This is a genomic window from Paenibacillus septentrionalis, assembly GCF_042659865.1.
GTDB classification, from domain to species: Bacteria; Bacillota; Bacilli; order Paenibacillales; family Paenibacillaceae; genus Pristimantibacillus; species Pristimantibacillus septentrionalis.
Genome location: NZ_JBHSTE010000007.1, coordinates 62,693 through 86,278, shown reverse-complemented (window position 1 = coordinate 86,278; position 23,586 = coordinate 62,693). Strand labels below are relative to the sequence as shown.

Sequence of the window (23,586 nt, the reverse complement as noted above, 5' to 3'; positions counted from 1 at the left end):
GTTTCACAAAATAAGGCTTGTACGTCTTTATAACGAATGATTAGGACAGAATCGATGGTAAAATCCGAATGTTTTTTAGAATGACAACATTTTTTGTTCGATTTTTTCGTGATAAGCGAACGTTTATACTTGATGTAATCTAGCAAAGTTGATATAGTTTAATATATTGATGATGGGTAAACAGAAAGGATGAAAGTTAATGACACGTGCTTATAATTTCAATGCTGGTCCTGCTGCAATTCCTTTGGAAGTGCTAGAGCAGGCACAAGCTCAGTTCATCGATTATGAGGGTGCGGGTATGGCATTGATGGAGATGTCACATCGCAGCGCCACGTATGAAAAGGTGAACCAAGAAGCTCAGGACTTGTTGCGTGAGCTAATGAATATTCCTGACAACTATAAGATTTTGTTTTTACAGGGCGGAGCAAGCACACAATTCGCAATGATTCCTATGAACTTTCTATCCGAAGGCAAAGCCGGTGCATACATCGATACAGGCGCATGGGCAGGTAAAGCGATAAAAGAAGCTAAGGTAATTGGCGAAGCGGTTGTCGCAGCATCTACCAAAGAAGACAGCTATATGCGTACGCCTAAAGCTTCAGAGATCGTTGTTCCTGAAAATGCAGCTTATGTACATCTTACATCGAATGAGACAATCGGTGGCGTACAGTACAAGACTTTCCCTGAGTTTGCCAATGCACCGTTAATTGCGGATATGTCCAGTGATATTTTAAGTCGTCCAATCGATGTTAGCAAATTCGGCATGATTTATGCAGGCGCACAAAAGAACCTTGGTCCTTCTGGTGTAACGGTCGTTATTGTTCGTGAAGATTTGATTGCTGAAAGTCCTAAAACGATTCCAGCTATGCTGCGTTACGATACCCATGCTAAAGCGAATTCCTTGTACAATACACCGCCATCCTTTGCGGTATATATGGTTGGCCTTGTGTTAAAGTGGATCAAAGGAAAAGGCGGATTAGCAGCACTTGAGCAGTACAATCTAGAAAAAACAGCACTTATCTATAATGTCATCGATGAAAGCAATGGCTTCTATGTTGGTTGTGCAAACCAAGAAGATCGTTCAACGATGAACATTACTTTCCGCATCAAGGATAAGGATGAAGAGCTGGAGAAAAAATTCATTAAAGAATCTGAGGCAGCTGGATTCGTTGGCTTGAAAGGTCATCGTGATGTTGGCGGACTTCGCGCTTCTACGTATAATGCGGTACCGCTGGAAAGCTGCGCGGCACTTGCTCAATTCATGAAAGAATTCCAACAGCGCAATTCTTAATAAAGAGACCGCTTTTCTCGAGTATAATGAGAAAAGCGGTCTTTTATTGGGGATGGCTTAACTGATGGAGCTTGCATTAACGCGTGGATGCTGAAGCTTGTAGCCGACGTTGCGAATCGTTGTAATATATTCCGGGTTGCGTGCATTGCGTTCGATTTTATCGCGTAGATGGCTAATATGAACATCGACGATACGTGTGTCACCCAAAAAGTGATAATCCCAAACGCCATGCAGCAGTTGTTGCCGACTAAGTACTTTCCCTTCATGCTTGCTCAAGAACAACAACAGCTCAAATTCTTTAGGAGTCAGATCAATTTGCTCATTATTAAGGAAAACTTGACGCTGATCTGCTAAAATAAGAAGTTGACCGATTCTGTATTGCTCTTCTTTAATTGCGCCTGGAAGAGCATCCAATCTTCGGAAAATAGCGGTAATGCGCGAGATCAATTCTTGAGGACTGAATGGCTTTGTCATGTAATCATCAGCACCATTGTCGAGACCATTTATTTTGTCTGCTACATCGTGAAGGGCAGTTAGCATAATAATCGGTACGGCATTGTTTTGATTGCGCAAGATGCGGCATACTTCGATTCCGTTCATTTTTGGCAACATGAGATCCAGAATAATCAGATCAGGCCGAAAACTTCTTAGGGATTGAAACACAGCCTCTCCATCTTCTACGCACATGACTTCAAAGCCTGCCAGCTTTAAGTTGAATTCAATTAATTTGGAGATTGAAGGCTCATCATCCACGATCAAGATTTTTTTTTGCATGGGTAGCACTCCTTTATTCCAATCGTTGCCTTTATTATGAAGGAGAACATTATGCTACGAATTAACGTTCTGTAAAGTTCATGTAAAAAACGAAACGTTTGTAAAGAGAATATGAACATGATAGGAGATTAGAAATGGCTTTTCACATTGTATTGGTAGAACCTGAGATACCTGCCAATACGGGCAATATTGCTCGTACATGTGCAGCGACGGGGGCTCATTTGCATCTAGTCCGTCCACTTGGCTTCAGTACGGATGATAAGCAGCTGAAACGTGCTGGTCTTGACTACTGGCATTCCGTTACGATTGAATATCATGACTCGTTTGCCGAGCTGCAGCACAAATACCCTGATGCAACGTATTACTTCGCCAGCACGAAAGGGAAAAAGTATTATTCCGATTTCGCATACAAGGATGGGGATTTCCTTGTTTTTGGAAAAGAAACGAAAGGACTTCCAGAAGAGTTGATCTACAGCAATTTGGATACTTGCATCAAAATGCCGATGACGGATGCAGTTCGATCCTTGAATTTATCAAATTCGGTATGTGCGGTATTGTACGAGGCGCTTAGACAGAATGAATTTCCAGATTTGAAATAAAAAACATTTAAACGGATTTTTACGTTCTTGCAGGATTTTGTATGATTTTGTCGAATAAGTAAAAGTGTCTCTCGCACATATACTTGCTAAATTAGACAGACAAAGAGAGGTGACATAATGAAACCAGCAGGTGTGGTAAGAAAAGTCGATCAACTAGGACGTATTGTACTACCTAAATCACTCCGTAAACGTTATTTGATGAACGAAGGAGATCCAGTAGAGATTTTCGTACAAGGAGATCATATTATTTTGGAGCGTTATCGCCCAAAATGTGTATTCTGTGGTTCTATGGAAGAAGTTGCAGAATTCAAGGAAAGATATGTATGTGATGTTTGCATGACCGAGATGGATCAATTGAAACAAGCATAATACATTTCATTAAAAAAAGCCGCGTATTCTCAAAAAGAGAAAACGCGGCTTTTTTACGAGCATACCTTGCATGATTGTTTTGCTGTTGCCTATATGTAACAAACAAAATAGTGAGCCGCCCAGTACCTAAGAGGCTGCTGAGCGACTCGATCTGAAGGCTTACAGTCCGCTTGTTTTATCCTCATTATATGAGCTTGTCAATATAGCGGTTAGAAATAAAACGAGAACGGTCATCACAATCCAAAATGTCATTGTTTCACACCTCCATAACCTAACCCTATTATAACCAAGGTATCCCAAAAAGAAAACTTCAAAAAGTAAGAACATATTACCCGGATTTGGGATATGAGTATAGTAGGAAGGATGGTGGTAATGATGCCGAAAAAGCCACAGAGAAACAAAAAACGAGGCAAGCGAGCAAGCCAGGGAAAGTCGAACAAAGCGTCATCTGTTTCACGGAAGCGTGCAGCTGCCTCAAAGGCGATAGCAGCACCGAAAAAGGCTAATCAACAGGAAGCCGACACTACTACTGCAAGCAGCACAGTGCAGCAGCATACAGCCGAGCACCAAGCGCCCAAGGCTGCAGAGCCTAGTACATTGGATTCGACAGCAGCTCGCAGCAAGAGTAAAGACAAGGAACGAGCTGCAGAATCTAGATCTCAACCTGAACAAACTGTAAGACAAAGCACCGAGGACCACAGTATGCGAACGCGTGAACTTCGCTCGGGAGCTTATCGAGCGCTGCAGGATGCCTGTGACAAAAGCAAGCATTTGTCAGGTAAGCTGCGTCAGCACCGTTCAGCAGTACTGCTGGATCTACCAAGCTCATTGCCGGGAAGCTTGATCGTTAGAGCAATTAACAAGAGCGGTTTGCACTATCAACTGCTTCACGCAGACCGAATTGCAGCAGCATCAAACCAGCAGCCACAGCTTGAGCTGTTCGTTGACGGGTTAAATGACGACCAGCTTACAACGCTAATTGCTGAATTGGATGAGTTGATCGGTGATTTCACAGGCAGAAATTAGGTCCAACCAGCGATGACGGATTCATATTCCTGAAGCGCCTGTCGCCCTTCATCTGTTAATGCATATACACCACGGTTCTTTTTTATAAACCAGTTATAGTGATTATCACGCAATATATTTCCGACATTGCGAATGCCTGTTAGTTTAACGAGCTGAGCGGGTGATGCATGCTCCAGCTGATCCATTGCATGCGCACAGCGTAACGCGCGCTCTCGATAGGCTGTCACGAGCTTGCGTGCATAGCTGCCGCCAGCATTGTAATCGCCGCTTCGCTCCTTAAACTCATACAGAAGCCGTCTTGCCTTGCTTGGTCTATTGCCGCGCACCGGATCATCACCAGGCATGCAGAGCAGCTCTACGACAGGAGCCTTCGTTGCATAGAACGTTACCGTTAGCAATCCAATCCCTAATCTTCGGCACAGCTCTGCCAAATCCGTATATCGCTGGTTGACTGCACCTGATTTTTTTCGATTTCGCTCAACTGCCAGATACACCGTAGCACCTAATCTGAGGCGTTCTACACCTTGCAGCAGCAAGGCGAGGTTGAACGTCTTTTTCATTTCTACAACAATAACTTCACCGGTTTGCTGATGTACGCCGACCAGATCGCAATGATTAACCTCACCCTTTACTTCATAGCCCTTGGCATGAAAAAAACGTTTGATGGGGGCATACAGCTGCTCCTCTTTTTCAATTGCCAACTTTCGTTCACCACCGTTACATTCATATTTATTTATTATAGCAAAGCTTGTCTAGTAAGAGAGAAATGAAGCGTGTTTTCTCGAAAAAAATGGGCAATATCCACTTGTAACAAGCATACACTTTAAACATAGTCCAGAATGTAGCGCTCTTTAAGCTATGCAATCTCTCGGGGCGGAGATATTAGGAGGAATCGCGTCTAATGTGATTGGGAGGAGGCAAAGGATGGATATATTCAAACGCATATCGGAATATCAGGCAGAAAGCGAACGATTAGCCTGGTCAGGCACTTTTAAGGAATATGTGGAGCTGCTTAAAAGCGATGTCTCTCCAGCCATGACAGCACATGCAAGAGTTTATGAGATGATCGAATCGCACGGAGTAGAGGTAGAAAATGGAGTTAAAAAGTATAAATTTTTTGAGGAAGAAATATTTGGACTTGATCGAGCAATTGAGAAGCTGGTAGAGGAATATTTCCACTCCGCTGCAAAACGTTTGGATGTGCGCAAGCGTATATTACTGCTTATGGGGCCAGTAAGCGGCGGTAAATCAACACTTGTTACGATGCTAAAGCGAGGCTTGGAAAGCTTTTCGCGTACGCGGAAAGGAGCGGTATATGCGATTGAAGGCTGTCCGATGCACGAGGAACCGCTTCATTTGATCCCTCAGGAGCTGCGGAGAGAGGTTGAGGAGACGCTTGGGGTGCGTATTGAGGGCAACTTGTGCCCGAGCTGTCAAATGCGGCTGAAGGAGCAGTATGATGGGAAAATTGAAGATGTACGTGTAGAGCGGGTGTTTATATCTGAGGATAATCGAATCGGGATCGGTACGTTCAGTCCTTCCGATCCGAAGTCGCAGGATATTGCAGACCTGACAGGAAGCATTGATTTTTCAACCATAACGGAATATGGCTCGGAATCTGATCCGCGAGCCTATCGCTTTGATGGCGAGCTCAACAAGGCAAATCGCGGGATTATGGAGTTCCAGGAGATGTTGAAATGCGATGAGAAATTTCTTTGGAACTTGCTATCCTTAACGCAAGAAGGCAATTTTAAAGCAGGGAGATTTGCGCTCATTTCTGCGGATGAAATGATTATTGCACATACGAATGAAACGGAATACAAAGCCTTTATTAGCAACAAGAAAAATGAGGCGCTTCAATCGCGTATGATCGTAATGCCAATACCGTACAACTTGAACGTAACGGAAGAAGAGAAAATTTACAGCAAGCTTATTGAGCAAAGTGATATGAAGCATGTCCATATTGCGCCTCATGCTTTGCGTGCTGCAGCGATCTTCTCCATTCTGACACGACTAAAAGAAACAAAGAAGCAAGGCATGGATCTTGTGAAGAAAATGCGCATGTATGATGGCCAGGAGGTTGAGGGCTTTAAGGATGCGGACTTGAAGGAAATGCAAAATGAGTATGTGGAGGAGGGCATGTCAGGCATTGACCCAAGATATGTCATCAATCGCATTTCAAGTGCGTTAATAAAAGGCGATATGGATTGCATCAATGCGCTAGACGTACTGCGCGCTCTAAAGGATGGGCTCGATCAGCATCCGTCGATTACGAAAGAGGAACGCGAGCGTTATCTGAATTTTATTTCCATTGCGCGCAAGGAATACGATGATTTGGCGAAGAAAGAAGTGCAAAAGGCATTTGTCTATTCATTTGAAGAATCAGCCAAAACGTTATTTGAAAATTACTTGGACAATATCGAAGCGTATTGCAATTGGGCAAAAATAAAAGATCCTCTAACTGGCGAGGAGATGGACCCAGACGAGCGGTTAATGCGCTCTATTGAAGAGCAAATCGGCATTAGCGAAAATGCGAAAAAAGCGTTCCGCGAGGAAATATTGATTCGTATATCCTCCTATTCTCGAAAAGGGAAGAAGTTCGATTTTACAAGTCATGAACGACTGCGTGAGGCAGTCGAGAAAAAGCTGTTCGCAGACTTGAAAGACATTGTTAAAATTACAACCTCAACAAAGACTCCTGATGAAAATCAGTTGAAGCGGATCAATGAAGTATCGGCACGACTCATTGATGAGCATGGCTATTGCTCGACTTGTGCCAATGAGCTGCTGCGTTATGTAGGAAGCTTGCTGAATCGCTAATAGAAGGCGGAGCTTGATTGCACTCAAGCTCCGTTTTTTTGTCAGCCTCTAACCTTCATCAGTTCCAGCCAAGAGTACCGCAAGTCGATAAATTAAGATATAATTAATATACTATATATTGGATGAGAAGAGGGTTTACTGATGGTCGAGGCATTGTATTTGCGTATTAAGCAGGATATTATTGCTCAAATACAAGAAGGAAAATTGCAGCCAGGCGAGCTGATCGCAACGGAGAAGGAATTGGCGCAGCGCTATGGAGTCAGCCAAATTACGTCAAAGCAAGCTTTGAATTTGCTTGCAGCAGAAGGGTATGTTGAGCGTTTGCGCGGCAAAGGCACATTTGTTAAGGACACACATCCTACCGTTATTGTAGACAGCTACAAGCAGGACAAGTCAACACTTGATGCAGTAGCGCTTATTTTGCCATCAATGAAAACGAGGATTGATCAACGGCTGCTCGATGGCATTGAGAACTATTGCCGTCAAGCCGAGCTTAATATTTTAGTTAGCATTTCACGAGAGTCTGCGTTTGAAGAAAGCAAGGCAATCGAGCGCTTTCGCAATAGCGGAGTGAGAGGCTTTATTATTTTTCCTGTCGAGCAGGAAAGCTACAGTGATGCGATCTTGCGACTGTCGCTTGATCGTTATCCGATGGTGCTGATCGATCGGTATTTGAAAGAAATTAAAGCATACAGCGTAAGCTCCAACAATATGGGCGGTGTACATACGGCAATAACAAAGCTGCTTGAGCGAGGGCATAAGCAGATAGCCTACATTAGTCCGGAAATTACGAATACAGCTACAGATGAGCGTGCCAAGGGCTATGAGCAAGCATTTGTAGACTATGGGCTGTCGATCGACAAATCACTATGGTGCATGCTGAGCCTGCAGGAGATTGAATCAGGCAACAGTCCGGGGAAAGTGAAGCAGTTTTTACAGGAGCATCCGCATATTACTGCGGTCTTTACAGTCAATGCTTATCTAGCGGAGGTTGTTCGAAGAGCACTGCACGAAGCAGGGCAAACCCATATCATTCACAGCACATTTGACGACGTGGAGCACGTTTTCGCTTATGTCAGGCAGCAGGAGGATGAGGTGTGTCGAACAGCCGTCAGCCTGTTGACGGAGCAGCTGGCAGGCAAATATGAGCCAAGGCGTGAATTCATCGACGTATCATATTTCGAACTTGAACCAGAACGTTTTGAAAAAGAGATCCTATGATCTCTTTTTTTATTTGTTCAATTAGTATATAAATATACTATAAACATATATTTAATATACTAAGTATAAGAAGGTTGTGTTGCAGCAATGAAGAGTTTGCCTCTATACAAGCAAATCCAAAATGATATTCGACGATTGATTGCAATCGGCAGACTGCGTGAAGGAGATCGCATTCCTTCTGAAAAGGAGCTGTCGGAAACCTATCGCGTCAGTCAGATTACGAGCAAGAACGCATTAATTGGGCTAATGGAGGAAGGTTTGCTTATTAGAGTTCAAGGAAAAGGAACATTCGTCGCAAAACGTACAGGAGAGGCTTTGACCGAGCAGCAGGTACAGGGCTGGAATATTCTGCACGCCAAGTGTGGCAGAATTGGCCTTGTATTGCCGACGATGAAGACGAAGGTCGATCAGAGATTTTTGGATTATATCGAAAAATATGCCTCGCAGCATGGCTTTGAGCTGCTAGTGCGAATAACGCGAGAGTCACAGGAGGAGGAGTCATCGGTGATTGCCTCTTTTTTACGGCAAGGAGTGGACGGTATCATTATTTTTCCTGTTGAAAATGAAATGTACAACGATTCCATTTTGCGCTTGTCGCTTGATCGGTTTCCACTTGTGTTGATCGACCGCTTTTTGAAGGAAGTGAAAACATACAGTGTAAGCTCTGACAATGTAGCGGGGACAAGAGAGGCCGTTTCGCTGCTGCTTGACAAGGGGCATCATTCGATTGCGTTTATTTCACCTGAAATTACAAATTCGGTTACCGATGAGCGTGCGCAAGGCTTCGAGCAAGCCTATCTGGAGCGTGGTCAATCGATTGATAAAAATGTATGGTGCTTGCTGCCTCTGGAAAAAATCGTTTCCGGTCAGGCAGAGCAGTTGATCGAGCAGTTTCTCATCGATCATCCTCATATTACGGCGGTGTTTACTGCTAATACTGAGCTGTGCCATTATACGTATCAAGCTGCGCATCGATTGGGAAAACGCATTCCGAGTGAGTTGGAGATTGTAACGTTCGATCCGCCAGACCTGCCGGGCGTATCTTATATTCGGCAAGATGAGGAGGAAATGTGCAGAATTACGATGGAGCTGCTGCTGGAACAAATCCAAGGGAAATATGAAGCACTGCGAATGATTGTTCCCGTTACTTTAGTATGGAGCAGTTAATTTTATACTGAATTTAATATATAAATTTATATTAATATATATTATTCTTTTTATAAAGCGCTTTCAAAATAAAAGAGAAGAGGGGATTATTTTGAAGAAGAGATTAAAATGGTCTGCAATGCTGCTGCTGGCAATGATGTTGGTGTTATCTGCATGTGGAGGGAACGGTAATTCAAGCAAACAGTCTGCAAACAGCAATAACGGAAACACGTCCACTAATCAGCCATCTGACACTGGCTCTGACAAGGAACCAGTAACGATCGAGTTTATGGGACATGGAAATCCGAATGAAAAGAGCATTTTTGAAAAGCTGATCGCTTCCTTCGAAGACAAGTACCCGCACGTCACTGTGAAATATACGTCTGTTCCTCCAGGAGAATATTCGCAAAAGCTGACAACGTTAATCAGCTCGGGCAAAGCACCGGATGTATTTTATGTTGGGGGTTCAGAATTTTATCGATTTGCTGAAGCGGGTACGATTTTGAACCTGCAGTCATATTTGGACGGAACTGAATTATTTGAACAGGATAATGTCTGGAAGCCTGCACTCGATCGTTATCGCTACAATGGTGAAAAGGTCGGCTCTGGCGATCTATATGGTTTGCCTAAGGATGTCGGCCCGTGGTCGTTTGTGTATAACAAGACGTTGTTTGATGAGCAAGGCATTGCGCCGCCACCTGCAGCTGCGGGTGAGTGGACATGGGATGATATGCTCGCTGCAGCTAAACAGCTGACCATTGATCAAAATGGAGATGGAAAACCAGAGCAGTACGGTGTTGCAGCGTATACGCTTGAGTCGGCTGTATGGGCTAATGGTGGTAACTTTATCGATTACGAGACAGGTGAGGTGCTTGTCCATGAGCCAGCGTTTTATGAAGCGATGCAATTCGTTGCCGATTTGACACTGGTACACAAAGTCAGCCCTAATGTCGAGGCAGAGCAATCGATGAATGGCTATACACGTTTCTTGAACGGACAGCTTGCGATGTTTGCAATGGGACCTTGGGATCAACCGGCGTTCTGGGAGCTTCCTTTCGAGTGGGATGTTGCAGCTTGGCCAGCGAGCCCGGCAACAGGAGAAACAGCAACCTGGTTAGGATCAATGGGCTTCGCTGTTTCCAACAAATCGAATCATCCACAAGAAGCATTTGATTTGGCAGCGTTTTTATCACTTGATGAGTATGGTCAGCGTCAAAACTATGAGCTGGGTCAGGCAGTACCGAATCTGATTGATATGGCGAAGGGAGAGTTTCTTGAAGCAGACAAAGCACCTGCCAGCCGTCAAGTATTTTTAGACATTATCGAGGATTATGGTCGTCCGGATGTGCCAGCCTTCTCCAAGGACACACAATGGATTGACTTGTTCTGGCAGCAAGCAAGCCGCGTATGGAACGGTGAAGTGACAGCTCAGCAATTTACGGCAGATATTCAACCTAAAATGCAGGAGCTGTACGATAAATTCAATAAGTAACGCGACAACAAGGAGTGGCAGTGGTTCGCTCACTGGCACTCCTTTTTTCGTACAAAATGTTGTAGTGAGGTGAGACGATTTGGACATGAAGCTGACCGGATATCGCAGAAAAGAGCTTGCCTGGCTTTATTTATTTGTAGCTCCTCCAGTTTTAGGCTTTCTTATTTTTGGACTGACGCCAATGCTATTTTCTGTCTATATCAGTTTTCAAAGATGGGATATGATTAGCAGCCCGACATGGGTAGGACTGGACAATTACGTAGAGCTGTTTAAAGACGAAAAAGTTATAAAATCGCTGTACAATACCATTTACCTAATGATCGGGATTCCGCTTGGCATGATTTTGTCATTGTTGCTGGCGATTTTAATGAATCGTTCTATAAGAGGGATTTCCTTCTTGAGAACGATGTATTATTTGCCGGTTATCTCTCCTATTATAGCCGTTTCCTTGCTATGGCAATGGATTCTTAATCAGGATTATGGCCTGCTGAATCAAATGCTATGGAACTGGTTTGGCATTGCAGGACCTAACTGGCTTGGAGATGCAGCTTGGGTAAAGCCTTCACTCATTTTAATTGGACTATGGGGTGGAATTGGCGGAAATATGGTGCTGTATTTGGCAGGGCTGCAATCGGTGTCGTCCACCTATTATGAAGCAGCCGAAATCGACGGTGCCAATGGATGGCAGAAGTTTTCCAGAATTACGCTGCCCTTGCTGACACCTATTCATTTTTTTGTAGTCGTTATGGGCGTTATTGGCGCTTTCCAATCCTTTAGTCAAATTTACGTGCTCGCGGTTGATGGCGGTCCGGAATATAGCGGAGCAACGGTGGTTTATTATATCTTCCAGCATGCTTTCAAATATTTCAACATGGGCTTCGCCAGTGCAGTTGCTTGGATGCTAGGCCTACTGATATTCTTCGTTACGCTCATTCAATTCAAGCTTGCTGATCGCTGGGTATATCAAGACTAAGGGGTGTGGAGATGAAGTATAAAAAATTAGCTGATTACTGGGCGTTGCTGCTGCTTCTTTCCGGGTTGGTTTTTATGATCGCGCCTTTTATATGGACGATCTCGACTTCGTTGAAATCACAGCGCAATATATTTGAAATACCGCCCAAATGGATACCTGACCCGATCACCTATAGCAATTATATAGATGTTTGGCAGCAGGCGCCTTTGCTGAAGGGTTTTATGAACAGCCTGATCATTGTCGCAATTGTATTGACAGTTGGTTTGCTTATATCTGCGATGAGCGCTTATGCGTTTGGCAAATTCGAGTTCCCATTGAAGGGCGTATTGTTCCTCGGGCTGCTCGGTACGATGATGATTCCTTATTCTGTCGTGATGATTCCGCAGTTTATCGGATTTTCCTGGTTGAATTGGGTCGATACGCTGCTGCCGTTAATTGTTCCCGGGCTGTTCGGCAATATTGTTGTGATCTTTTTTATACGTCAGTTTATATCAAGTGCGCTGCCGAATGATTTGATCGAAGCAGCAAAAATAGACGGCTGTAGCTTCCCGCGCATTTTCTGGACGATTGCGATGCCTGTCATGAAGCCAGCGCTTGCTGCACAGGCTGCGCTAGGCTTTATGGGGATATGGAATGATTTCCTCGGCCCGCTTATTTATTTGCATACGCCAGAGAAGCAGACGATTCAAGTGCTGATTGCTTCGATGCAAGCTATGTACATTGGTCAATCCAATTATCCGATTATTATGGCTGCTGCCATTATTGCCATGATTCCTGTCATTCTCGTGTTCTTTTTCTGCCAGCGCTACTTTATAGAATCTCTAGCGATTAGCGGAATTAAAGGATGATGGTAATGCGATCATATCGAGCATTAATGTTGTGGCTTTTGGCAGGCGCAGTCGTGATGATGGCGGGATGTGCAAAGCTAGAACAACTGGAGGTGCTACCTATGGAGTTTGAAACCGTTACGTATACGAATCCTTTTCCTGCTTTAGAAGAGGAATGGGAGGATTACGGCAATGGAGATCCCTTTATACTCAGGCATAACGGCCAATATTACTTATATGTAAGCACGAAGGATCATCGCATAGGAGTCAAGGCGTGGACGTCCGACAACCTGCTGGACTGGCGTTATGTTGGGCTAGTGGCTGATGATGCTGAATCGACAGGGGCCTACGCGCCTGAGGTAGTATATTGGAACGGCAAATTTTATATGTACACGTCTCCTGCTGGCAATGGTCATTATGTGTATGAAAGCACCTCTCCAGCAGGGCCGTTTCAACGAGTGACAGACAATTTGGGCATGAGTATTGATGGCTCGGTGTTCATCGATGATGACGGCTCCTGGTATTTTACACATGCAGGGACAACAGGTATTGTTGGTGTTCCGATGAGCTCGCCGACTGAATTTGGCTTAGGTCAAGTGATTGAGGGTACATTTCTTGGGCACTGGACAGAGGGCTCAATGATTATTAAGCGCAACGGTCTGTACTATATGACGTTAACAGGCAACCATGTGTTCAGCAAAGGCTATCGTATTCATTATGCGGTATCGGATCATTCACCGCTTGGTCCATATACGATGCCGCAGCATAACCCGATAGCACTTCGTACCGAGGGCGATTTTTATGGACTGGGTCATAGCTCTACCGTGCTTGGACCAGACCTCGATTCCTATTTCTTGGTTTATCATAACTTGCTGGGGAGCTCAGCAGAAGGTCCTCCCGTACGTTCGATGAATATCGACCGTCTCGTATTTAACGGAAGTAAAATGGATCTGCTTGGCCCGACGAATGTGGAGCAGTCTGCACCTCGAATGCCTGAGCTGGCAGCGCACTTGGATCAGCAGGTGGATGAGCAGCTGTGGCGCAGTGAGAGGGATGAACAAGGCGGGAAAATCGTGAGCGTGCAGGAGACGGCTCCGTTTTTTACTGCGGAATACAACGTTGCGATTGAGCAATCAAGCGAACAGGGCCAGCTGGAATTTTTGTTCAATTATAAGGCTCCAGATCAATATGATGCTGTTGTGCTGTTGCCACATGAGCAGCAGCTAAAGTTCATTCGCGTCAACAATGGTGCTGCGATAGAGCATGCCGTTTTGGATGTACTTCCTGGCATGGACTTAAGCGCTTTGCATACCTTGCGCCTGGTTCAGCACGAGCAAGGCTTGGAGCTGTATTGGGATGGACTTCAGCAGCTTAAGCTTGATGCATCAGGTAGTGGCGGAGCTATTGGCTACCGTTATGAGCAGTTGACGCCAAGCTTGCAGTATACGGCATTTTCCAACACCGCAGCTGGTTCGAGCGACTATGATGTGCCAAAGCCAATACCTGGCACAATAGAGGCGGTTCATTATTTGCAAGGTGAAAACAGAGGGTTTTATACGTCAAGCCAAAATGAGCATGCACCAATTCGCAAGGCAGACGGTGTAGCAATCGAAAAGACAGGACAAGGAGATTATGCGCTCCTGCTTCAGAACAGTAAAGACTGGGTTCGCTATGCGATTAATGTGGCTGAGTCAGGGGAATATGCAATCTCCATCATGAGTAATTCTGAACAAAGCGATGCTGAGCTGGAGCTTCTCGTTGATGATAAGCATAGCAATCGCTACAAGCTGTCGCGTTCTGACCGGGAGGCGAATGATGAAGCCGAAGCTTGGAAGAAGACGCGGCTTGGCACAATCCAGTTGGAGCAGGGTTTCCATACGATCATTGTGCGAGCAATTAAGGGCAGTGTGTTATGGTCTAATATGAGCTTTGATGCAGTTGATTCTTCATCTTTCCATATTGAGAATCTGCTCGAAAGCTCTACGTCTGAGGATGTGCACGGCGACTGGACATTCCAGGAAGGCTGGTACAGCAGCTCCAATAATCAGCAGGACGTCAAGCTGTATGGAGGAAGCACACGCTGGAGCGATTACAGCATAGAAACGAAAGTAAGGCTGGGCGACGATGCCTCAGGCAATGCCGGGATTCTGCTGCGCGTAACGAATGAATCAGATTTTCCGCATCAGGTTGCCGATGCCTTGAGCGGCTATTATGTTGCGGTTACGCCCACGAAGCTGGAGCTATACAAGCTTAATTATGATTCTGTCATGGTTCACGCAGAAAAAATCAAGCTGCCGACGAATGAAAATATCATCTTGAGAGTGGAGGCGGTGGCTGAGACGATAACGGTGTATGTGGATGATGATAAGGTTCTAACTTACACGGATCCATATGCATTTATGGTAGGCAAGGTTGGTCTGCGCTCACAATTTGCTAGAAGCATAGAGCTTACAGATATGTCGATTCAATCGATTGACTAACATTCAAAATTATAACGAGGTGGACAAAATGGAACATAAATACATCGCAGGATACCCAAGGCCGCAATTTGTGAGAGACGCATGGCTAAGCTTGGACGGTGAGTGGAACTTTCGGTTTGATGATAATAAGCAAGGCGTAGCTGAAGAGTGGCACAAGGCATTGCCTGATGCCCGCAAAATTAACGTTCCGTTTACGTATGAAACAAAGGCTAGCGGTATTGGAGAAGAGGAGCATCATACCTGTGTTTGGTATGAGCGCAGCTTTACCGTACCACAGCAGCATCGTCAGCAGCATGTAATCATGCATTTTCAAGCTGTAGATTACAAGGCAACTGTGTGGATTAACGGTGTGCAGGCAGGTACGCATGAGGGCGGCTACGCAGCTTTTTCCTTCGATATTACCAATTATCTTGCATCAGATGGCGAAAATGTTGTCGCTGTGCAGGTTGAAGATAGCTTGTCCAGAACGCAGCCACGCGGCAAGCAGCGCTGGATTAACGACAACTTTGGCTGCTGGTATGTGCAGACGACGGGGATATGGCAATCGGTTTGGCTTGAGTTTGTAGAGTCAGCTTATGTAGAAAAGGTTCGGATGACGCCAGACATTGATACGAGCACGATTACATTTGATTACTATGTTCAAGGCTCGGAGCATTATGAACCGAATAGCTTGCAGCTCACAGCAAAGATTTGGCTGAATGGCAAGCTCGTCCGTCAATGCACGCATGTTGTAGAAGAAGAGCTGTCGCATTCGTATGAGCTGTCAAGCCCGCAGGCTGGCGAATGGCAGGTTGCGTTGTGGCATCCGCAGCACCCCAATTTGTATGATGTAGAGATTATATTGCGCCATGGCGATACAGTGCTTGATCATGTCTATTCGTATTTCGGCATGCGTAAAATCTCTACCTATGAAGGAAACGTGCTGCTGAACAATGTGCCGATTGAGCAGCGCTTGATTCTCGATCAAGGCTATTGGACGGACACACATCTTACGCCGCCTTCCGAGCAGGCGCTAATCGAGGATATCGATAAAACGCTGGAAATGGGCTTTAACGGCGTGCGCAAGCATCAGAAGGTTGAAGACCCGCGTTACATGTATTGGTGTGACCGCAAAGGCGTTTTGCTATGGTCGGAGATGGCGTCCACGTATCAGTTTAATGAACGTGCAGTAACGAGGTTTACCGAGCAGTGGCTTGAAATCGTCGAGCAGCATTACAACCATCCATGTATCGTAACGTGGGTGCCATTTAATGAATCGTGGGGCATTGCCAATATTTTGACGAGCCGCAAGCAGCAGCAATTTACAGAAGGAATTTATCATTTGACGAAAGCAATTGATGATACTAGACCGGTCATTGTCAATGATGGCTGGGAGCATACGGTTTCAGATATTATTACGCTGCATGACTATGAGGAGAACGGAGAAAGCTTTGCTGAGCGCTACAGTGACAAAGAAGCGGTGCTGTCTAACAAGATCAGCTTTAATGGACACAAATTCGCTTTCGCGCAAGGCTATGAGTACAAGGGGCAGCCTGTTATCGTTAGCGAGTATGGCGGCATCGCCTTTACCGATGAAAAAGGCTGGGGCTATGGCAATCAGGTAGCAACGGAGCGGCAGTTCCTGGATCGTTATGATCGCATTACCAATGCAATTAAGCAAACGCCGTATATCTCTGGCTATTGTTATACGCAAATTACCGATGTACAGCAGGAAGTGAATGGTTTGCTTAAGGAAAATAGGGAGCCTAAGCTGCCGCTTGAAGCAGTTAAGGCGATTAATTTAAGAAAGTAGAATAGACGACAAGGGCAAGACAAGATGCTTCAGCAAGGCGGTTGCGTCGCTTTAACAGCTGAGCAACTTAACAGCTAGTTGAATCCATTATAGTAAAATCAAAGGCGGAGCTTGAGTGATAACACTCAAACTCCGCCTTTATTGCTTATGACAGCAGCGCATTTATGTGGTTGTCGGTTAAGTATCCAGGACGACTCGAATATCGCATTATGTTGCGCAGGTACAGCCCTTTTTAATGCGGCGTAGACTTTTCGTCCTCTTTAATGACATGCACACCTGCAATAATGAGCGCAGCTAATGAGCCGATAAAGCATCCGAACAGTACAATTGGCAATATCATGTTGACAGCTCTCCTTTCCAAGATCGCAAGTTCACTAAGCTGCTTCTAGGATAGCCTGATCAACGATTAATGCACATGACTCGATAGAGCTATAAAATCACATAGAAGTGAAGGTTTAATGACGGATGTTTGAATATGCTGTTGCATTCATCACCCATACATTCTCGATTATGTCGGTAGAGGAATGAAGCAAAAGGAGCAAGCACGATAGTTTTACTCAGCGCTTGCTCCTTTAAGGTTAGTCATCTAATCGCTCTGTTTCTATCTAGCTTGAAGCTTCAGCAGTACAGCACCATGCGGGGCTATAGATGGAACTGACAGCTCGTCACTTACGGCCAATGTTTCTCCACTCCAAATGTTCAGCACGTTGTTGAAGGCTTCTTCGCTCCAGCCGTATTCGCTTAACTTAAGCGTAGCGGATGCTTCAGCTTCTCCAACATTGAAGAACGCGACATAACGCGAGCCGTCATGACCGTCAGCAGTCCATATAATTTCATGGCCCTTCCGACGAAGCAGGCGTGCATTAGAGGAGGTTTGATGCATATAGATAAGCGCTTGATTCGTCAAGAGACTTAGCGTCCACTCATCGTTGTCTCTAAGCTCACCACCGAAAAATAAAGGTGAGCGGAAGATGCACCATAGCGTCATCATCGTCACTTGCTCATCCTTCGTGAATCGGGTCCAGCGATCAGCCCCGCCTCCGTCAACCGATCGAATACCGATATGACCGAGCGGTAGCATGTCACAGTCTGGCCAGCAGCCGTTTCCTGATTTTCCCTGCCATTTTTCGCAGCGATCAAACATATCGAGCAGCAAGTGCCAATGATCCCAGAAGTCATCCGTCATACGCCACATATTGGCGTGTGTTGTAAAGAAACCAGCATGCTCTAGTGGTGCAGGTCCAGGTGAAAGACTTAGCACCATAGGGCGCTTGCAGTGTTGAATCGCGTTTTGAATCAACTCGATTTCTGGCAAATGGGCATCGTATAGACGAGAAGCGGCAATATCATCCACTTTAATAAAGTCAACGCCCCAGGAAGCATACAGCTCAAAAAGTGAATTGTAATACTGCTGTGCGCCTTCCTTTCTTGCATCAACGCCATACATATCCGTATTCCATGGGCAAATCGAGTTTGTAGATGCGATGTCGCGCGCACGCTGCGAGCTGCCTAATATAGCCGTATTCTGATGCACGGCCTGCCTTGGAATTCCACGCATAATATGTATTCCGAATTTTAGCCCGAGACTGTGCACATAATCGGCAAGCGGCTTAAAGCCTGCTCCATTAGCAGCAGATGGAAAACGATTGACTGCGGGCATTAAGCGGGAATGCTCATCCATTTCAAGCGGCACGAAGGGACGATAATGCGACGAAACGGCTCCAGGCTCGCTCCATTGAATATCGACAACAACGGTGTCCCAGCCATAAGGCAGCAGATGCTGCGCCATATAGTCAGCATTACCGCGAATTTCCGCTTCCGTTACTGCGGCGCCGTAGCAGTCCCAGCTATTCCAGCCCATAGGTGGTGTTGGTGCAAATAAACGATGATCCATATAAAATCCCCTCCATGTACAGTTCTATTGTTTTAGCTTAATATTACTGAACGGGTGGCAGCGATGACTATAATAAATATACCCAATCAATAGTACAAAATTGCTGTTATAAAAAGTGAATCAATCGAAAAATAAACGCTTGTAGGGAAGCTGATGCTTGCTAGAACGAAAGGTAGCAGGCGTTTGTCCAATCAGCTTGCGAAACATTCGAATGTAATAGCTGGCGCTGGAGTAGCCAACAGTCTGTGCAATCTGATCTAAGGAGAGATCGGTTGCAAGCAGCAGCTCAAGCGACTTTTCTATTCGCTTTCGATTTACGTATTCATTTGGGGTTAGCCCGACATGCTTCGTGAAGCTGCGCAAAAAATGATACTTGGACAAGCCAACTAACTCAGCAAGCTGCTCTTGACCGATCATATGGGCATAATGCTCATCTATCCACTGCAGAGCCTGTGTGATAGAAGCGGGTATGGCTGATGGTACAGGATTGCTATCGGAAAACTGCTTTAAAGCCATAAAGAAGGAATAGACATAGCTGGAGGCAGTATAAGGGTCAATAATTACTCCTTGCTGTGCAGCGGTGAAAAGCTGCTTCAGCATGTGAATCGGTTGACTGTTTAACGGAATGACAGGTACTCTGCCAATTTGCTCAATAATGTCATTCCACATTGGCATTATGGTATGTGGTCTGACGAGTATAAATAGAAATTGCCAGCTTTCATTCTGGTGATCAAAGTAATAGCAATGATCGCTTGGGATTTCAACAAGAAAGGCAGTTGAGGGCACGATGTTGATTGTCTCTCCATTCAGCTCCAGTACGCCTTGTCCGCTAATAGTATATTGAAACAGCAGAAGCGGCCCATCGTTTCGCTCAAGCCCGTGCCAGCGGTAATCGCTTGATCTGATGACGTCATGACCAACTGCGAATAAATGGCATAATGGCAAATGGAGCAGATTGGAGCTGTTGAAGCGAAATCCGTATGTCTCCCTGGCCAATTGATTGTTCATGGGTGCACTCTCCTTATGAAATAGTCTGCTACACGTTATGGAATGCGACATTGTTCATATTTCACTTATATTTTATATATTGAAACATTTACTATGGGACAACCGTCTGAGATTACGTTAAGATAAATAATGAGAAATATGAGTGATAATTAAGAAATGGAGTGAAATTCTTGTTTCGGAAATCTTTTTTCATAGCGATTAGCTTTCTAGCAGTAATTGCCATTAGTATAGTTGCTATATTCGGGATGACAGCGCATAAACCAAAAGGTGTTGTTGTACTTATGTATCATGATTTTGGTTATAGCGGCAATCCCTCAATTATTAATCCAGAAGTTTTTGACGATCAGATGAATGCACTTTATGAAAATGATTTTAACGTAATTTCGATGGAGCAATATGTAGATTATATGGAAGGCAAGATAGACTTGCCAGAGAAATCTGTCTTGATAACATTTGATGACGGTTATCTTGATTTCTACGAGATCGCTTATCCGATTTTACAGCAGTATCAATTTCCGGCTACCAATTTTATCGTAGTCAAATCCTCCGAGGTGCACAACCCTAAGCATTTGCCGCATATGACATGGGATCAAATGCGTGAGATGAAGGCCAACGGCATGAGCTTTTACAACCATACCTATGATTCACATAAAATGATTGATCAAGGTGACAAGCGAGTTCCGATGCTAGCCAACTATCTGGAGGGTGAAACCTCTGATGAGTACAAGGCTCGTGTACGCGAGGATTTAGTAAAGGCGCATGAGCTGCTTGTACAAGAGCTTGGCGAGCAGGACAATATTTTGGCTTTTCCGTACGGTGCGTTCAGCGATGAACTGCTAGAGGTGATGAAGGAAATCGGCATTAATCATGCCTTTACGATTCGCCCTGGCTTAAATGAGCGCGGTGGTGACGGATTGTACTACCGTGTTAACGCAGGTCTGTCGGCTATGGATGGAGATGCACTTATTAAAAAAATTATAGAGCAATACTAGGGTAAGGCCCAAGCAAGTCGAATAAGTGAACAAAAAACAGTCTGCTCGGCAATCATTTATGGATGCGCGCAGGCTGTTTTTTGTTGTGATCATGCTTTTGTGCTTGTTCAAAACGTTCCTCAATTGAATTGCTTTGGAATAAATGAATCAGATGCCGAATACATTGAATTTGTGCATAAATTGTTTTTTCACAAAACGTTCACAATTTATGAAAGGTCGTGATTTTTGGTGGAAAATAACACTCCTCAAGCAGCACAAGGTAATTATGCTCAAGCTCCTTATCCAGGTGCTGCTTCTGTTGCGCCCATTGTTTCAGTTAAGGAATGGCTCATTACAATGCTCATTATGATTATTCCAATTGTCAACATTGTGATGATATTCGTCTATGCATTCGGCGGCAACAGCAATCCTTCCAAGGCCAATTATTTCAAGGCTTCACTTATTATGGCATGTATCGTCATTGTTTTATATATTATATTGATGATATTATTTGCGCTCATATTCGGCAGCGCATTAATGTCTTTGAACAGTTGAGGCAGGTTGAATGATTAAAGGTCCCAATGAGCATGAGCGCTCATTGGGATTTTTGTTCCCGACATTTTACATATTGAACGGACCAACTTCCCATGAATGATGACATAACAATGGGGTTAATATACATTTATTAATATTTTTTTTCAAATGCTACTTGATAAGCAGTTGCGTTTGTATTAAGATACTAACTAATATTAAAATACGTTGAGAAGGAATAGTAAGTGGTTTGAAACACTCAGAGAGCTGCTGGTTGGTGCAAAGCAGCTGTGAAGAACTGCTGAACTCGCCTTGGAGTTGCTCACTGAACTGTAGTAGGTGAAGCCGGAGCCTAACCGTTATCATGAGGAGGATCATTTATTGATCCGTTAAGGGCACGTTTTATTGGCGTGAACTGGAGTGGTACCGCGTAAGATACAAGTCTTTCGTCTCTAGATCGAGATGAAGGGCTTTTTTTGTTTTCCATACTATCAAATTTGTTGAGTGAAGGAAGGTCATGAGCATGAAAAATTATCAGAAGTATACGAAGGGTTATTTTATGCCTCCTGTAAGCAGTTTGAAATGGACACAGAAGGAAAATATTACAGAAGCACCGATTTGGTGTAGTGTTGATTTGCGTGACGGCAACCAAGCGCTTGTTGTTCCTATGAATCTAGAGGAAAAGATCGAGTTTTTCCAGCTGCTTGTCAAGCTTGGTTTTAAGGAAATCGAGGTAGGATTTCCGGCAGCATCTGAAACAGAGTTTACGTTTCTGCGCACATTGATCGAGCAGGACATGATTCCTGACGATGTGACAATCCAAGTACTTACTCAATCTCGTGAGCATATTATTCGAAAAACATTTGAGTCGTTAAAGGGTGCTAAAAAAGCAGTCGTTCATCTGTATAACTCCACTTCTGTTGCACAGCGTGAGCAAGTATTCAGAAAATCTAAAGAGGAAATCGTCGAGATTGCTGTATCTGGTGCGAAGCTATTGAAGCAGTGTGCCCAAGAAACAGAGGGCAATTTCCAATTTCAATATTCACCAGAATCATTTACCGGTACAGAGGTAGACTTTGCATTAGAAATTTGTAATGCTGTTTTGGATGTATGGCAGCCGACAGAAGATAATAAAGTTATTATTAACCTGCCTTCAACGGTTCAAATGTCGATGCCTCATGTGTACGCTAGCCAAATTGAATACGTAAGCGACAATCTAAAGTATCGCGACAGCGTTATTGTGTCCCTGCATCCACATAACGACCGTGGTACTGGTGTAGCAGATGCGGAGCTTGGTATATTAGCTGGTGGACAGCGTGTTGAAGGAACGCTTTTAGGTAACGGTGAGCGTACAGGTAATGTTGATATTATTACGCTTGCATTGAATATGTACTCTCATGGTGTAGATCCTGGTCTTAACTTCGAGAACTTGCCTGAGATTGTAGCCGCTTATGAAAAGCTAACAAAAATGAAGGTAAGCGAGCGCCATCCGTATGCAGGCGAGCTTGTGTTCACAGCCTTTTCGGGTTCTCATCAGGATGCAATTGCGAAAGGCATGAAGTGGCGTGAGGAAGCAGAGCGTGAACACTGGTCCGTACCATATCTACCGATTGATCCACTGGATATTGGTCGACAGTATGAAGGCGATATTATCCGTATTAACAGTCAGTCCGGCAAAGGCGGCGTTGCTTATCTATTGCAGCAAAAGTTCGGACTGGATCTTCCAGCAAAAATGCGCGAGCATTTAGGATATGCGGTGAAGAATGTGTCTGATCGCATGAACAAGGAAATTTCAACAGATGAAATTCATCAAATCTTCATGGAAGAATACGTTAATATTAAAACGCCAATTGAGTTCGTTTCCTATAGCTTTACACATAATGACGACTATCAAACGATCGTCAAGGTGCGTATAAATGAGATAGTAAAAGACTTCTCAGGCAATGGCAATGGTCGACTTGATGCCATTATTGATGCATTGCAAAGCAATCTACAGATCAGCTTCTCCAACCTGACGTATACGGAGCATGCGCTAGAGGTTGGCTCCAAGTCACAGGCGGTTTCATATATTGGGATTCAGTCGCCGCAAGGTGTGACGTATTGGGGCTGCGGTATCGATCCAGATATTATGACCTCATCTGTTAAAGGCTTGTTCAGTGCCATTAACAAAATGATGGCTGATCAGTAACCACACACATTTGAATCATGGCTTGGATGAATAACTTCTTAGTGTAACTAGCTGGACTAGAATAAGGAGTTGTTCGTCCAAGCTTTTTTGTTGAGGTTGAGCACACATGAATGAGTGCTAGCGAGAATAGACTAGAGGTTTACAAGGTGAGAGCAAGAAATGCTGAAAGGGGTGGAAGCGTGGA

At 44.5% G+C, this 23,586-nt stretch carries 19 protein-coding genes and 1 other annotated feature; of the genes, 15 read left to right on the top strand and 4 right to left on the bottom strand.

What is annotated here, in order from left to right; genetic code table 11:
• Positions 1-199 precede the first annotated feature (199 nt).
• A complete protein-coding gene (serC, locus tag ACFP56_RS18675) occupies positions 200-1,291 on the top strand; it encodes a 3-phosphoserine/phosphohydroxythreonine transaminase (protein ID WP_379237415.1) in 1,092 nt (363 codons plus the stop codon).
• A gap of 57 nt (positions 1,292-1,348) precedes the next feature.
• Here serC and ACFP56_RS18670 read toward each other — a convergent pair whose 3' ends face one another.
• Positions 1,349-2,065, bottom strand: a complete 717-nt coding sequence (locus ACFP56_RS18670) for a response regulator (protein ID WP_379237413.1) — start codon at positions 2,063-2,065, stop codon at positions 1,349-1,351.
• Positions 2,066-2,199: 134 nt separating this feature from the next.
• Here ACFP56_RS18670 and trmL point away from each other — a divergent pair, with 134 nt between their 5' ends.
• The 3 genes from trmL to ACFP56_RS18655 all read left to right on the top strand — a co-directional run bounded on the left by trmL (position 2,200) and on the right by ACFP56_RS18655 (position 4,059).
• Complete coding sequence (gene trmL, locus ACFP56_RS18665; protein WP_379237411.1) at positions 2,200-2,664, top strand: tRNA (uridine(34)/cytosine(34)/5-carboxymethylaminomethyluridine(34)-2'-O)-methyltransferase TrmL; 465 nt, start codon at positions 2,200-2,202, stop codon at positions 2,662-2,664.
• A gap of 117 nt (positions 2,665-2,781) precedes the next feature.
• Positions 2,782-3,033 carry an AbrB/MazE/SpoVT family DNA-binding domain-containing protein gene (locus ACFP56_RS18660; RefSeq protein WP_379237409.1) on the top strand — a complete coding sequence of 84 codons (252 nt, stop codon included), beginning with the start codon at positions 2,782-2,784 and terminating at the stop codon, positions 3,031-3,033.
• Positions 3,034-3,405: 372 nt separating this feature from the next.
• Complete coding sequence (locus ACFP56_RS18655) at positions 3,406-4,059, top strand: hypothetical protein (protein ID WP_379237407.1); 654 nt, start codon at positions 3,406-3,408, stop codon at positions 4,057-4,059.
• Here the strand turns inward: ACFP56_RS18655 and ACFP56_RS18650 are convergent.
• On the bottom strand, positions 4,056-4,760 hold the full coding sequence (locus ACFP56_RS18650) for a DUF2161 family putative PD-(D/E)XK-type phosphodiesterase (RefSeq protein ID WP_379237405.1): 705 nt from the start codon (positions 4,758-4,760) through the stop codon (positions 4,056-4,058). The two genes, ACFP56_RS18655 and ACFP56_RS18650, sit on opposite strands and share 4 nt — an antisense overlap.
• Positions 4,761-4,983: 223 nt before the next feature.
• On the opposite strand from ACFP56_RS18650, the gene ACFP56_RS18645 reads away from it, so the two are divergent.
• From ACFP56_RS18645 to ACFP56_RS18610, 8 genes are all read left to right on the top strand, one after another.
• The gene (locus ACFP56_RS18645) at positions 4,984-6,879 is read left to right on the top strand and encodes a PrkA family serine protein kinase (protein ID WP_379237403.1); all 1,896 of its coding nucleotides are present in this window, start codon (positions 4,984-4,986) and stop codon (positions 6,877-6,879) included.
• A 141-nt stretch (positions 6,880-7,020) separates the two neighbouring features.
• Positions 7,021-8,100: a LacI family DNA-binding transcriptional regulator gene (locus tag ACFP56_RS18640; protein WP_379237401.1), complete on the top strand. Its 1,080-nt coding sequence runs from the start codon at positions 7,021-7,023 to the stop codon at positions 8,098-8,100.
• Between the two features lie 87 nt (positions 8,101-8,187).
• The gene (locus ACFP56_RS18635) at positions 8,188-9,267 is read left to right on the top strand and encodes a GntR family transcriptional regulator (protein ID WP_379237399.1); all 1,080 of its coding nucleotides are present in this window, start codon (positions 8,188-8,190) and stop codon (positions 9,265-9,267) included.
• Positions 9,268-9,358: 91 nt separating this feature from the next.
• Positions 9,359-10,738: an ABC transporter substrate-binding protein gene (locus ACFP56_RS18630; RefSeq protein WP_379237397.1), complete on the top strand. Its 1,380-nt coding sequence runs from the start codon at positions 9,359-9,361 to the stop codon at positions 10,736-10,738.
• 79 nt (positions 10,739-10,817) lie between these two features.
• Complete coding sequence (locus ACFP56_RS18625) at positions 10,818-11,711, top strand: carbohydrate ABC transporter permease (RefSeq protein WP_379237395.1); 894 nt, start codon at positions 10,818-10,820, stop codon at positions 11,709-11,711.
• Between the two features lie 11 nt (positions 11,712-11,722).
• Positions 11,723-12,559 (top strand): carbohydrate ABC transporter permease, encoded by an 837-nt coding sequence (locus ACFP56_RS18620; protein ID WP_379237393.1) that lies wholly within the window; start codon positions 11,723-11,725, stop codon positions 12,557-12,559.
• Positions 12,560-12,564: 5 nt separating this feature from the next.
• Positions 12,565-15,018: a family 43 glycosylhydrolase gene (locus ACFP56_RS18615; RefSeq protein ID WP_379237391.1), complete on the top strand. Its 2,454-nt coding sequence runs from the start codon at positions 12,565-12,567 to the stop codon at positions 15,016-15,018.
• A gap of 28 nt (positions 15,019-15,046) precedes the next feature.
• Positions 15,047-16,810 carry a glycoside hydrolase family 2 protein gene (locus ACFP56_RS18610; protein WP_379237389.1) on the top strand — a complete coding sequence of 588 codons (1,764 nt, stop codon included), beginning with the start codon at positions 15,047-15,049 and terminating at the stop codon, positions 16,808-16,810.
• A gap of 601 nt (positions 16,811-17,411) precedes the next feature.
• Here ACFP56_RS18610 and ACFP56_RS18605 read toward each other — a convergent pair.
• Both ACFP56_RS18605 and ACFP56_RS18600 read right to left on the bottom strand, forming a co-directional pair.
• Positions 17,412-18,704 (bottom strand): glycoside hydrolase family 27 protein, encoded by a 1,293-nt coding sequence (locus ACFP56_RS18605; protein WP_379237387.1) that lies wholly within the window; start codon positions 18,702-18,704, stop codon positions 17,412-17,414.
• Positions 18,705-18,824: 120 nt separating this feature from the next.
• Complete coding sequence (locus ACFP56_RS18600; protein WP_379237385.1) at positions 18,825-19,712, bottom strand: AraC family transcriptional regulator; 888 nt, start codon at positions 19,710-19,712, stop codon at positions 18,825-18,827.
• Positions 19,713-19,882: 170 nt separating this feature from the next.
• On the opposite strand from ACFP56_RS18600, the gene ACFP56_RS18595 reads away from it, so the two are divergent.
• The 3 genes from ACFP56_RS18595 (at position 19,883) to leuA (ending at position 23,402) form a co-directional block, all read left to right on the top strand.
• A complete protein-coding gene (locus ACFP56_RS18595) occupies positions 19,883-20,704 on the top strand; it encodes a polysaccharide deacetylase family protein (RefSeq protein WP_379237383.1) in 822 nt (273 codons plus the stop codon).
• Positions 20,705-20,932: 228 nt separating this feature from the next.
• Positions 20,933-21,238 carry a hypothetical protein gene (locus tag ACFP56_RS18590; RefSeq protein ID WP_379237381.1) on the top strand — a complete coding sequence of 102 codons (306 nt, stop codon included), beginning with the start codon at positions 20,933-20,935 and terminating at the stop codon, positions 21,236-21,238.
• A 195-nt stretch (positions 21,239-21,433) separates the two neighbouring features.
• Positions 21,434-21,671, top strand: a binding site (T-box leader).
• A gap of 66 nt (positions 21,672-21,737) precedes the next feature.
• Positions 21,738-23,402, top strand: coding sequence for a 2-isopropylmalate synthase (gene leuA, locus ACFP56_RS18585; protein ID WP_379237379.1), 1,665 nt, complete (start codon positions 21,738-21,740; stop codon positions 23,400-23,402).
• Positions 23,403-23,586: the final 184 nt, after the last annotated feature.